Consider the following 11459-nt stretch of genomic DNA (forward strand, 5'->3'; position numbering starts at 1 on the left):
CTCAGCTTCCGCCCAGTTTCTGAATGTCGAAATGATCAACAATGATGCCGAGCGGGTTGACGGAGATGAGTTCCGGCGAGAGTTCGGCCGCGCGTTCAAGCACAAACGAGCCCTTGTAATGTCCGATCCCGAGCGTCTTGCCAGTGCTGCGCGCGCGTGTGGTCTCGCGCCATTCCACTTGCCACGTACTGCCCCGCTCATGGAGAACAGTGATGATCTCGACCGCGTTTGTGCGCGTCTTGATGGTTTCGAAAGGCGAATTGGCGCGTCCCTGCAACTTAATCCGCTGGGACGCAGCGCTGCCCGCGACCGTGTAGCTGAACATCCGGTTAAGATCGGCTCTGAGAACCGCTATATCGGCTGGGACAGAGCGCCACCGGGACACGAAATCCCCCAATTCCCGTTTGACCACCGGCGCCGGCCAATCGGAAACTGTTTTGGCTTCCGTTGTCGCAACGGCCCGGCCAAGCGCATCATAGGCGACAATATAAGGCACATGTTTCGACATCGCCGAAGCCCAGACGCCGAAACCCACACCGATCGTCATCAGGACGCCGTTGAACACTGCCATCATCCGCCATTGGCGAGCAGCCTGCGCGTGGCCGGCGAAGCGTTCATCCCAGTCCTGCCGCGCCCGGCGATAGCCCGCGTCAGGATCGGGGGCGGCACGAGTTTCTTTCTCCTGTTCCGAAGTCATGACTCGTTGCCTTTCGAGGAATTGGATGATCCCTGCAGGATGGACCTGACCTGATTGGCTAGTTTCACCGTATCATTGGCCATCTCACCCCGGATCGAACGGCCACGCGAAAAAGTAGAGCCAAGATATCGCCCGCCGGTACGCGCAGCCCCGGCTCCAGCGGCTTTCAGGGAAGAGCTCATTCCCGCACCACTGGCTGCGCTGCTCACACCCTTGGCCAGACCACTGGCAGCTGCGGCACCGCCAGCTGCTCCCACCCCGGCCGTTGCCATCGCGACGGGCACCATCGCGGCTGTCGCCATAGCACCTCCGGCAATGCTGGCTGCAGCAGAGGAACCAACGCCTCCTGCCAGGCTTTCCACGCGCGAAGGCAGGGTCAACATCAACAACAAGCAAATGACCTGCAGCATCATCACGGTAAACAGATTGCCAAGACCCCAGGACCGGGTGTCCCCACCCGCCACAGAGAGTGCCAGAGATCCGAACATGGAAAACACCAGCAACAGGGTCAGGATCGCGAGACCCTTGCCGATAACGGTGGTGATGTACCGAGTGGTCGCATCCTTTGCGACGTCGAGGCCGGCAAAGGCCAGCGTAATTAACCCAGCCAGCGCACCGATATAGAGTTCCGCAAAAACCAATATGATCATCGCGACCTGGATGCCTGTCATCACCAGCCACAGAACCGCGCAGATCGCATAGATCAGCCAGTACACCGACAGGGTCTTCGCCATCTCCAATGCTATTACGCCGCCATCTGAGAGGATTGAACTGACGCTGATATCATCAATGGGTGTCTCGGTTTCCGTGGCGCTTTGCGCCAGCTCGATTGCCAACCAGGCCACCATTTCGACGGCGTCTGCGATGTTGTTGATGACAAACAGCACAAAAACCACGAACAGAAGCCGGTAGATGAACCGAACCAGCAGTTCAGACAGAGATGAGTTTGAGATCACTGTCTTGCCGGTGTTGATCACCAGGTCCGCACCCAGTAGCGCAAACAGTAGGTATCTTGCCGCTTTCTGAATGCCCTCAGCATATCGCGTGAGGATCAGCTTCAGATCATCGAACACGGTATCCGCAGCCGTTGTATCTCCGGGTTCTGAAGGCGTTAGCGAGCCCCCTTCCGGAGGCACCATCGGTCCCATCGGTTGCGCCAGCACCAAATCCGGTGCGACCAGAAGGCAGGCCGCCAGCGCCGGCAGGACAACGACAGGAAAAGATAGCTTCTCAGATGGCATCGGAAGGTCCTCCTTCGTGAACTTTCGAGGTCTCGGACGGATTACGCGGGGATTTCTGGCCAGCGGTATTGGCAGTTTGGGGATGGTCAGGTGCCCCGCCCGGCAATCGTGATGGGTCACCAGGTGGGGTATTCCAGCGATCCGGAGGCAAATCGGGCATTGGGTCATGACTTGTCCATAGCCAGCTGGAATAGCGGCTCTCACTTGCCGTCCCGACAAGAGCCGCAACCGCCTCTGCTGAGTCGGGATCCTCGGCCACGTAAAGAGCCACCGGATCCACCGTGTCGAGCAGAACGGCCGAGGCAATCGGGGCATCGGACTTTAGATTGAACCGCAGCGATTTTTGAAACGCCCGCTTCTGATCGGTCAGTCGGGTGATCAGGTCCACGTCCCGCGTGTGTTCGAACGGAATCCAGTTGGATGTCACCAGCATCATTCCCATCTCCAGCAGGACCGGATACCGGGATTTGGATATGCTGAAACTGGCAATCATGATCGGATGACTGCCTTCGACAAATTCCGACAGATGAAGTCGCTCGGCAAACACGGTGTTGAACCGGCGGGCGATATCCTCATCGGCAAAGAAGGGGCAGCCCGGCGCGTGCTTGAAGACCAACTTTGCCCCCAAGGACGTTGGTTCATGCGTCTTGTATTCCGCGATCAGGAGACCGAGCGGTGCGGGACCGCCTTTGCCGGGCCGAAGGTGCGCAAAGAGAGCATTGCGCCGGGCGGCGATCTCGTCCTTGTGGTCAACCCGGAAATACTCGGGCACATAGAGAATGCGGGCAAGATCCTGTCCCTTAACGACCTTCCCCGCTGCGGCCCGCTCCAATGCGGAGTGGACTACGCCCCAGAAGCGTTTCCCGTTCATCGCCGGATACCACTTGCCCAGATCCGCTTCGTGCCAGAGATAATGCAACAAGCTGGTGATGGTCAGCTTGTACGGGGATTGCTTTACCTCGGTAGCTGGCTGGCCGGTCAGTTCCGGCATTGCCCGGGGTTTGCCTATTTTTTTCAGGGGAAAACCCAGCCGGATCGTGGTGGTCCCATCCTCGGGCGATTCCGTAATCGCAGAGCCCTGCACCTGGGCCAGACCAGACAGTTCGCCGGGGGGCAGATAAGATGTGCAGGCCGGAGCATGTTCGTGCCCGGTTTCTGGCATCCGCTTGACGATGAAACGGCCGTTCACTGCGGCTACGTACATCTTCGGATATGGCACCCGGCAGCGGCAGTCGACACGATCCCCTTTCCGGTGGGCGCGGGCCAGCGCGTCTTGACCTTCCGCGCTCTCAACGTTTAGCTCGATGTTTCCAAGATGGAGGGTCAAGGGCTTGGCCTCCTGACTGGGGGAACCCGCTTTCCCTTTGCATCGAGAGGTTCAGAGGGGAGGCGGTAGTCCTCCGGCAGCGATCGGCAATAGCGCATGTCCGACAATCCGTAACGGAGTAACAGCTCCTCAATGTCATCGACCGCCTTCAAGCGCTGCCAGCGACTTTCGGCGGTAACACGGTTGCGCCCAAGCTCTCCGGCGATAAAGGCGAAGCGCTTGCCCTGCCCCCGTTCGGTCACCAGGTAATAGTCGTCAGCCGAGGACCAAAGCGGGTCAAGGAGATCGGCAAAGCGCTCTTCGTCCGACACTGGTTTGCCGGGGGGAGCCCCAAAGTTATCAGGTTTCATTGGCACGGCCCTCCTGTTCCGGGGGATCACCGGCAAGGGTCACCTGATCGGCCCATTGGGGCGGCTGGCACACGGCCTCGAGCACCCAACCCACGAGGCTGGCATAAGCCACTTCACCCATCTCTGTTTTCCGACGGGAGAGGGACCGCGCGATGTCTGAAGGCGTCATGTCGAACTGCAGGAGCAGCGAGATCAGCACGCACATGTCCTGCATATGATATTCAAGGTCGCTGCCGGATTTGAAACCTTCGCAGTAGAACACCTCGCGGGGCTTCAGCGGCGAACTCGGTTGATATCCCACCGAGATAAAGGCCGTATGCCCCTGCGGCGTCTCAACACGCCGGGTCTCCGCCAGGCGGCGGTCCGGAAGGGGCTGACGGGTCCGGCTCATTTCCCGAGTTCCAGAATTTCGTTGATGGTGCGATGATTGTCGTTGGCCTCATAAGCTTCGATGCTTTCCTGGATCATCACTTCCCCCTCCCGCTGGGCGCTTTCCTTGCGGTCCAGATCATCCAGAACCCGGCCCCAGGCCACCGCGTTCTGCTGTGCCTGTGTTGCGGTGAGCGCGCGCAGGTCGACCATCTGACGGGCCGCGGACGAGGACAGCTCGTTGGAAACCTGCAGGGCTTGCAGATGGCCTTGTACACCCGGGAATTGTCCATTGATCCGGTCCAGAAGCTTGGCCTCGGTTCCAATGTCCTCAAGGCTCAAACCAACCTGGCCCAACCCGGTCTTCAGTGCCCCATCCCAGGTATCGACCCATTTATCGTATCGCTCGGCCAACCGGGCGTCGGAAAGGGACTTTCCTTCGAAGAGCGGATCCTTGATGAGATCAGAACGGAGAAACTTGTCGAGATCTTTCCCGCTGGCCGCGATGGCCCGGGCTTCAGTCATCAGCGCATACAGATCCTGCACCGGCGCCATGGACTCATCCAGCAATGTATCGGGGATTTGTTCGAGGTTCTGCAGAATTGCCTCGTAGGTCTGGATCTGCGTCGCCAGTTGCTGGATCTGGTTGGATAAAGACTCCGCATTGGTTGCAAGGGTTTCACCTTCAAGACCGACGATGCTCGCCAGTTCAATATGGTTGAGCAGCTGGGTGAATTCGGTGGCGCCCTGCGCGTTCAACGTCGAAGGAGCCGAGAGCGCCAGGCCCGCGGTAATTGCAAATATGCGTAGCCAAACAGATGTCATGAGGATGGGTCTCCCTGGTAATGGTGATCGAGAATGTCCTGGACCTCTTCCCTCCAATAATCGGGGTTATCCATGTGAAGCTGTCCGGCACGGGTGCTCTCATCCTTGCTGGTCTTGCCCAGCAGGGAGAGAGCCAACGGTCCCAGCAGGAATTCCACCACGCGCTGACCGTTCGGCTTAACCAGGTAGTAGTCCCGCTTGGCCGTGAGCGATGCAATGAGATCGATCTGGGCTTTGGTCATGCCAAGGGCGAAGTACTGTTTGCGGACTTTTTCCGTTCGGGCTGCCGGATTGGGCAGAAACACCTGTGTCTGGCAGCTTTCCAGAAGCACGTCCGACAGGTCCGACATCGTGAGGTCGGACAGGCTCTGCGTTGCCATCAAAACCGTCACATTCGATCGACGGGCCTCTTTTAGCCAACGCCGGATGCGCCCGGCAAAGATCGGGTGGCGCAAAAACGTATGAGCCTCGTCGAGTACCAGCAAGGTGGGCTTGCCATCAAATCGGCTTTCGACCTGGGCAAAGATGTAATCCAGTGCCAGAAGCGCCAAGTGCTCGTTTTGCTGAAACAGCTCATCCACTTCGAAAACCGTCAGGTTTTTCCAATCCAGAGAAACGTCATCATCATCCAGTAATCCTGAACCACCGTTCCTGCTGAAGCGGCGAATTGCAGACTGGAGGTCGGGATTTTGAAGGAAGGTCTGCAATTCCGAAAGTGTCAGGAAACCGGTCCTCAGCGCGTTGGACAAACCCGCCCGGATATCGTCCCGGAGGGCGGGTGTCAGGGACACGCCGCCGAGTTCCGCCATCTTGCTTACCCAGTCCACACCCCATTCGAGACCCAGTTCGTGCAGATGTGCCACCGGCGCAACGCCCCGTCCGGTTTCACCGCCAAAGGCGGTGAAACTGCCTCCGAACACATTGACCAGGTGCCGGGACGAATACCCTTTGTCGAAGAAGATAACCCGTGCATCCGGGTATTTGAGCCAATGGGCGCAGAGCAAACCGAGCAGGACCGATTTGCCCCCACCGGTCGGGCCAAACATGAATGTGTGGCCGACATCAGCCACGTGCAGGTTAAAATGAAACAGTTCACCCGTCATCGAGCGCGCCCAGGTCAGTGCGGGTGAATTGGACGGGAAAAGCGGTGACGGATTATGCACCTCTCCCTTCCAGCTTGTACGCAGCGGGATCAGTTCCACGAAATCCGACACTGGCATCATGGCATCCCGCAGAACCCTGTGCGCATGGCCGGGCAGGCTTGCGAGGTATAACTCCAGCGCGGCCTCACGCTCATAACGCACTTTGAAACCAGCGTTCACGAGTGCCGCCTCGATCTCCTCGGCCGCGGCCTGGACTTCCTCCGGCGTCGTATAGCGCCCTCCGATCAATGTCAGCGTGGACAGGTACATCCCGACTGCCTCGCCCCGGTTCACATCCGTGGCCATCTCTTCGGCGCCAAGTGCCATTTCCTCTGCATACCTGTCGCGGCGGCCACCGCCGCCATCGACGATCTGCGCAACGGGATCCGTGGCATTCTGGGTCCAGGCTTTTTCGTCTTTCCGCAGTTGCTTGCGGGCCGTGCGAGAGGACATGCTCGACAGGCGCGTGGTCCAGCGATATTCGAGGGCATAGGTTTCCAGCACCGCCAGAACGCCCCGTGGAGCCTCTTTCGGAATCCCTTCGATCGTCAGAATGACCGCCGGGCAACCTTCAATACGGGGCAGTCCAGTTTCCGGGTCGCGCTCGAAATCAACCCCGAGCCACTTGTCAAGAAACATGTATTTCAGATCCCTGGGGATCCGGAATTTTTGCACCGGCCCTGTCAGTGCGCTTGCCAGCAGGCCTGCCAATTCGTCGAAGCGATCAACCCTGCGATCGAGATCCTCTTCCGTCTGCAGCCCCAGGCGCCGCAGTCCAAAGATACCCCCTAACCGGATTTCCACGGTTCTGCTGGCTTGCGCAAATCCCTCAAGACCCTGCTCGAGGGGCATTCCGGAATCGGCAGGCCGCCATTGATACAGGAGATGGATCGTATTCTCGTAAAGCGTGCCATCCGCAGACAACAAGGTGCGGGCCTCCGCTTCCAGGATATTCAGCGCCGGATAAGGCGAAGGGTCCGCATTCTGTTGCAGGCCGACAAAAGGCCTGCGATCCAGCTGTATCCAAAAACAATCTTTATCGCCGAAGCCCGAAAATCCGTGCGCCAGCTGCGCCAGCCTGACCTGCATCTCTTCCGGCTCCAGGCTTTCGGTGTCGAGCCCGGTCACTTCCCAGCCGCAGACAAAAGAGCCGTCTTTGCAGCCCAGAATACCCGGGGCCAGCAGTCCGGACCAGTTCAGAACATCGGAGAACTGCCGCGCACGGGGCAGGACAAGCGAGGGTATGGCGGGGAAATTCATCAGGTGCTTTTCCTGCGAAAAGTCGGCATCCGGGGCAGTCCGGCGCCCTTGCGGCGGTATTCTGGGGGCAGGTGGATGATCGAAGGTGCGGACGCCGCATAGACCCCTTGATTGGCCAGCCGGTACCGCCGTGCGATCCGCAGGTCTCCGGCGACCGTCGCCAAAGCCGTGATCTCTCCATTCTCGCCATGGGTCACGGCAACATCGAGCGCGGTGCGTGCATCGCCCCGGCCGCTTTCATCCACGGCAAACCCGGCCAACCGCAGATAGTTCAGCGTGTGCGTCTCGCAGGAATTGGAACGCCCCGGCGCGATCACCACGGTTTTGCGCAGCGAGATCGTCTTATGGATGGTCCGTGCCATATCATATCCGATGGCGCAGGCCTGCACCGGCGTCAGATTGTAATCACTCCTGTTCATGGACGGGATCGGCGGTGCACAGCCTACAAGAAACAGGGCGGTGGCAAGCAATCCGGGGAGCCGGTCCTTCACGAGCGTCTCCTTATTTTGATGACCTTGCGACCAACCTGCAGTTCAAATCTGCCCAGCACCCCGTCGATCACGATCTGCTGTCCTCCTTTCGTTGCCCGAAAGTTCAGGGCACGGTTGCTTTCGGCCCTGCCCCCGATCACCGAAGGAAAGTCCCCCCGGTAGTTTGTGGGCAAATCCACATAGGTCCGGCGGCCGTCGTTGTAGACACGCAGCGGTTTGAACGGGGCAGTCCCCATGATGCGGTAGTCGAAATCCAGTTCATCGGCCGGCACTGTGCCCCGCGTGGTGCTCACACCGGTGCGGGTGGTTCGGGCGGCACGCTCTGCCCGCTCTGCGTCGGCTTTCTGTTTCTGTGCGGCTTTAAGTGCTTCGATCTTCTCGGCCATCTCGCGCCGTTGCGTATCCGGATAGCTGAAGCTCAGGATCGGCGTGTTGTAGCGCAGGTCCTTGACCAGGTTGATCGTGTAAACCCGCTGGTCCGTGAGAATGAAAAAATTTGTCTTCCGAGGGGCTTCCGGAAGCGGTTTAAATGCAAAATATATCTGTGGCGGGACGATATCGCGATGACGGAGCTCGACAGACCAGCCCACCAGGTCCGGCTGCACGACATTGTCCTGAACCACCTCACCCGGCTCCAGTTCCAGCAGGCAGGCCTGGCCAGGCTTGCACACAAGCGTTGGAATGGACTCGCCAAAAACATGCACCACCCGTCCGTCCGGACCGGGGATTACAGCCCCGGTCCGGTTTCCCCAGAACTCTATTGCTCTCTGGGTCAGCTCAGTCTGAGTCAGACTTGGGGCCGCAGTTTTCGCAGGCTGAGGTTCTATGTGTTCCGCAAGCGCTTTCGCGAGGGCGCGCAGCTCGTCGGGACTGAGTCTGAGTGCGGCATCGGCCCCTGGCTCCGGTTCTGGTGCCGGTTGAGATGTGTTCGGAACCACCGGTGATGCGGTCGGTTGTGTTGGTGCGAGAGTGCTGATCTCTTCAGTGTCCTCTGCCGCGGGCAATACCTCGGTATCAATGGGCGGCGGCGTGATATCTGAAGCAGGGGTGTCCGGCTCTTCCACCGGGTCAGCGGGCAGGGTCAGTGCATCCAGCTCCCCTGGCCCGGTTTCTGTTTGCACGGCCGGGCCGAAGATTTCCTCATCGGCTGAAACCTGAGCCAAAGCGGGCAGCACAAGGCTGAACACAACGGATAGAGACAGTAAGAGAAGGCGGGAATCAGACAAGGATGGTCTCCCCATACCTGGGGAAAACAATATCTAAACCATGGGCGGCAATATCTGATTTCGTCCAAATGGCAATGATGCCATGCACCACAAACAGGATACTGCCGATGCCAGCGATTGCCGCCAGTATGCGCCGCTCAGGTTTTGGGAGATCGGGGATCAGCACGAGCAGTGACACTGAAACGATCACTGGCAAGATCGCGCAAAACGCCCCGGCATATCCAAGGAAGGCTTTGCCGTAGCCTGAATGGGAACCTATTTCAAAGCCCGCTAGGGTAAGAAGCGTAAACGAAAACAGGGTAAACACATAGGTTACCAAAGCGAGTAGCAGCAGGCTCGCCAGAGGGGCAAAAACAGCACTGCCAATCCTGGAGCGTATACCTCTACCGGACATGAGCGATTTCCTCGGGTGTTGGGCTTTGTTCGGGGGCAATCTCTTCCCGCGCTTCGATGGCTGGTCGCGTAACGGCCGGTGTTTGCATCGCGGCAATCTCATGCGGCAACAGCACGACTCCGGAAGAGCCGAACAGGAACGTGATGAATTTGGTCGCGAGCAGGATGAAGCCGAGCCCAAGCAACATTGTTGGTATGCGCCGCGCGAACCCCGAGAAATCACTGCCTGACGCCAGCATGAACCCGGCAACAAGCACCAGAATTATCGCCAGGAAGGTGGCAAACCCACCTGTGACCCAGGCAATGAATTTTTGGAACGGCTGCGCGTCTTCAAAAATAGAGTCATTGACCTCGGCAAAGGCCGGGTCGGCTTGAGAGATGAATACGAGCAGTAGCAAAACCGCCAAAAGGATAGTCCGGTCAATTACGTTCAACATGTCTGGTCTCCAGGGAAAATGGGGAGGAAAGATCCCGACCGGGAACAGGGCGGGCAATCTGCGTGATGCGAGCGGGTCCGGTGCCGCGCTCGACGAACAGCACCAGATCAAGGCAGGAGGTGATAAGGGCGATCTGATCCGTGACGCTGACTTCAAGCGCCAAACCCTGCATCCGAGGCAGGACTTCTTCAGCCGAGTTGGCATGGATCGTGGTGATCCCACCCGGATGGCCCGTGTTCCAGGCCTTCAGCAGTGTCATCAGAACAATACCGGTGCGAACTTCTCCCACCACGATACGATTGGGGGCATGGCGCAGCACGGATACGAGCAAGCGGTCCATGCTCACGTCATGCGAACTGCGCAGCTGGGCCTGATTGCTCAACCCGACATTCAGTTCCGGCGTGTCCTCAATCACAAGTATCCTGGTGTCCGGAGCCTGTTCGCAAAGCGTGGCCAGCAAGGAGTTGGTGAGCGTGGTTTTACCCGACCCGATTCCACCTGCAACCAGGATGTTTTTCCGTGTCGCAATCGCCTCTTCTATCTCCTGGCGCAGTTCCGCGTCCGGTGCAAACTCCGACAGGGGCAGAACCTGGTCCCGATGCCTGCGGATCGAGATCATCGGACCGTCCACAAGCGGCGGCAGCACCGCTTCGATCCGGTGCGCGGTGCCCGGAATGCGCCCCGAAAAGATTGGCTCTTTCGGATCAATCAGCATTTCCGTTGCCGTGGCACAGCTGCGGATGAACCGCTCAGCCAGATCCGGGTCCATCATGCCGACCCCTTTGGCCCGGGCTCCGAAGCGCTCCACGAATATCTTCCTGTCCGGGTTGAGAGAAATCTCCACCACGTCCGGATCATGCACATGGGGAAAAATCGGCCCAAGAAGGCGCTCGAGGTCCAGCATCAGCTTGCCTCCCGTCCGGATTGCGCAGTAACCTGCGCCAAGACAGACCACATTGAGGCCATCCCTGTGAGACCGAAGATCGAGATGAGATCCCGCCCAGTACACAAGACCCTTTTTGATGTGGAACGGGAGCCGATGATTGCCCTGATCGTCTCAATGGCGATGCTCGCGGTGACCCTGTTCTCCTTTGACATGGTCATCGCCGCACTTGTGGTTCCCCCCGTCTTCTTTGCGGCCGGCGTGATCAAGTTGCGCGAATACGCGGCATATGATCCGCAGTATTTCCGGATCCTGTGGCGGCAGGTCTGGCCGATGCGCATTCCGCGCAAGCTGCTCTTCCGCGAAGTGCTGTTCAACCCGCCCTTCTGGCGGCAGAAATCAAACTGACACGCCATCATCATGCCACCCTCTTGGTGCGGGGTAATGGGGTAGAAGTATCGAGCACTTCCCTGCGATGTGCCGGTGCAAGCTGGCACAGACGGAACAGAGCAGTATGCAAGCAGCATGCTTCTATCCCTGCGAGATGACAGACCTCACGAAAATCGGCGGTCGGGTATGTCCCGACCCAGTTTTCGGCACCCTGGCGATGGCGGTGCTTGCGGGGATGGTCATTGCAGAGATCCCGAATGGCTATCATCACAACTGATTGCCAAAGACGTTTCGATGACATCGGATCAGTCATCTTGCACCTCGCGGAAAAGAGACCTGATCTCGGGGTATTGGTTGAGGTATTCTTCAAGGCATTGATGTGCAGACTTGAGAACGTCCCGATCACGATAGTTTTCTGATTTGCGCTC

At 58.7% G+C, this 11459-nt stretch carries 13 protein-coding genes; 1 reads left to right on the top strand and 12 read right to left on the bottom strand.

Going from position 1 to position 11459, the window contains the following annotated elements:
- Position 1 precedes the first annotated feature (1 nt).
- The 12 genes from ACR0BU_RS17925 to ACR0BU_RS17980 are packed head-to-tail and all read right to left on the bottom strand — an operon-like array spanning position 2 to position 10662.
- The gene (locus ACR0BU_RS17925; RefSeq protein WP_298937206.1) at positions 2-697 is read right to left on the bottom strand and encodes a VirB8/TrbF family protein; all 696 of its coding nucleotides are present in this window, start codon (positions 695-697) and stop codon (positions 2-4) included.
- Positions 694-1938, bottom strand: a complete 1245-nt coding sequence (locus ACR0BU_RS17930; RefSeq protein ID WP_480738376.1) for a type IV secretion system protein — start codon at positions 1936-1938, stop codon at positions 694-696. The genes ACR0BU_RS17925 and ACR0BU_RS17930 overlap by 4 nt, the downstream gene beginning before the upstream one ends.
- Positions 1928-3265 (bottom strand): DUF1173 family protein, encoded by a 1338-nt coding sequence (locus ACR0BU_RS17935; RefSeq protein ID WP_299082936.1) that lies wholly within the window; start codon positions 3263-3265, stop codon positions 1928-1930. Before ACR0BU_RS17935 ends, ACR0BU_RS17930 begins: the two co-directional genes overlap by 11 nt.
- Positions 3262-3615 (bottom strand): hypothetical protein, encoded by a 354-nt coding sequence (locus ACR0BU_RS17940; protein ID WP_299082935.1) that lies wholly within the window; start codon positions 3613-3615, stop codon positions 3262-3264. The genes ACR0BU_RS17935 and ACR0BU_RS17940 overlap by 4 nt, the downstream gene beginning before the upstream one ends.
- Complete coding sequence (locus ACR0BU_RS17945) at positions 3605-4006, bottom strand: TSCPD domain-containing protein (protein WP_299082933.1); 402 nt, start codon at positions 4004-4006, stop codon at positions 3605-3607. The genes ACR0BU_RS17940 and ACR0BU_RS17945 overlap by 11 nt, the downstream gene beginning before the upstream one ends.
- The gene (locus ACR0BU_RS17950; protein ID WP_480738374.1) at positions 4003-4809 is read right to left on the bottom strand and encodes a hypothetical protein; all 807 of its coding nucleotides are present in this window, start codon (positions 4807-4809) and stop codon (positions 4003-4005) included. The genes ACR0BU_RS17945 and ACR0BU_RS17950 overlap by 4 nt, the downstream gene beginning before the upstream one ends.
- Positions 4806-7211 carry a hypothetical protein gene (locus tag ACR0BU_RS17955; RefSeq protein WP_480738372.1) on the bottom strand — a complete coding sequence of 802 codons (2406 nt, stop codon included), beginning with the start codon at positions 7209-7211 and terminating at the stop codon, positions 4806-4808. The genes ACR0BU_RS17950 and ACR0BU_RS17955 overlap by 4 nt, the downstream gene beginning before the upstream one ends.
- The gene (locus ACR0BU_RS17960) at positions 7211-7702 is read right to left on the bottom strand and encodes a hypothetical protein (protein WP_480738370.1); all 492 of its coding nucleotides are present in this window, start codon (positions 7700-7702) and stop codon (positions 7211-7213) included. Before ACR0BU_RS17960 ends, ACR0BU_RS17955 begins: the two co-directional genes overlap by 1 nt.
- A complete protein-coding gene (locus ACR0BU_RS17965) occupies positions 7699-8928 on the bottom strand; it encodes a TrbG/VirB9 family P-type conjugative transfer protein (protein WP_299082926.1) in 1230 nt (409 codons plus the stop codon). The genes ACR0BU_RS17960 and ACR0BU_RS17965 overlap by 4 nt, the downstream gene beginning before the upstream one ends.
- Positions 8921-9322, bottom strand: a complete 402-nt coding sequence (locus ACR0BU_RS17970; protein WP_299082925.1) for a hypothetical protein — start codon at positions 9320-9322, stop codon at positions 8921-8923. The genes ACR0BU_RS17965 and ACR0BU_RS17970 overlap by 8 nt, the downstream gene beginning before the upstream one ends.
- Positions 9312-9758, bottom strand: a complete 447-nt coding sequence (locus tag ACR0BU_RS17975; RefSeq protein ID WP_298937218.1) for a TrbC/VirB2 family type IV secretion system protein — start codon at positions 9756-9758, stop codon at positions 9312-9314. Before ACR0BU_RS17975 ends, ACR0BU_RS17970 begins: the two co-directional genes overlap by 11 nt.
- Positions 9742-10662 (bottom strand): ATPase, T2SS/T4P/T4SS family, encoded by a 921-nt coding sequence (locus tag ACR0BU_RS17980; RefSeq protein WP_480738368.1) that lies wholly within the window; start codon positions 10660-10662, stop codon positions 9742-9744. The genes ACR0BU_RS17975 and ACR0BU_RS17980 overlap by 17 nt, the downstream gene beginning before the upstream one ends.
- Before the next feature lie 135 nt (positions 10663-10797).
- Between ACR0BU_RS17980 and ACR0BU_RS17985 the strand changes: the two genes are divergently transcribed.
- Positions 10798-11049 carry a hypothetical protein gene (locus ACR0BU_RS17985; RefSeq protein ID WP_480738366.1) on the top strand — a complete coding sequence of 84 codons (252 nt, stop codon included), beginning with the start codon at positions 10798-10800 and terminating at the stop codon, positions 11047-11049.
- The last annotated feature ends 410 nt before the right edge of the window (positions 11050-11459 follow it).

The sequence above is a fragment of the Ruegeria sp. CK2 genome (genome assembly GCF_056536585.1).

Coding starts and splice junctions, on each gene's coding strand:
- ACR0BU_RS17925 (WP_298937206.1), bottom strand. CDS start 697: ATGACTTCGGAACAGGAGAAAGAAACTCGTGCCGCCCCCGATCCTGAC.
- ACR0BU_RS17930 (WP_480738376.1), bottom strand. CDS start 1,938: ATGCCATCTGAGAAGCTATCTTTTCCTGTCGTTGTCCTGCCGGCGCTG.
- ACR0BU_RS17940 (WP_299082935.1), bottom strand. CDS start 3,615: ATGAAACCTGATAACTTTGGGGCTCCCCCCGGCAAACCAGTGTCGGAC.
- ACR0BU_RS17945 (WP_299082933.1), bottom strand. CDS start 4,006: ATGAGCCGGACCCGTCAGCCCCTTCCGGACCGCCGCCTGGCGGAGACC.
- ACR0BU_RS17950 (WP_480738374.1), bottom strand. CDS start 4,809: ATGACATCTGTTTGGCTACGCATATTTGCAATTACCGCGGGCCTGGCG.
- ACR0BU_RS17955 (WP_480738372.1), bottom strand. CDS start 7,211: ATGAATTTCCCCGCCATACCCTCGCTTGTCCTGCCCCGTGCGCGGCAG.
- ACR0BU_RS17970 (WP_299082925.1), bottom strand. CDS start 9,322: ATGTCCGGTAGAGGTATACGCTCCAGGATTGGCAGTGCTGTTTTTGCC.
- ACR0BU_RS17975 (WP_298937218.1), bottom strand. CDS start 9,758: ATGTTGAACGTAATTGACCGGACTATCCTTTTGGCGGTTTTGCTACTG.
- ACR0BU_RS17980 (WP_480738368.1), bottom strand. CDS start 10,662: ATGCTGGACCTCGAGCGCCTTCTTGGGCCGATTTTTCCCCATGTGCAT.
- ACR0BU_RS17985 (WP_480738366.1), top strand. CDS start 10,798: ATGATTGCCCTGATCGTCTCAATGGCGATGCTCGCGGTGACCCTGTTC.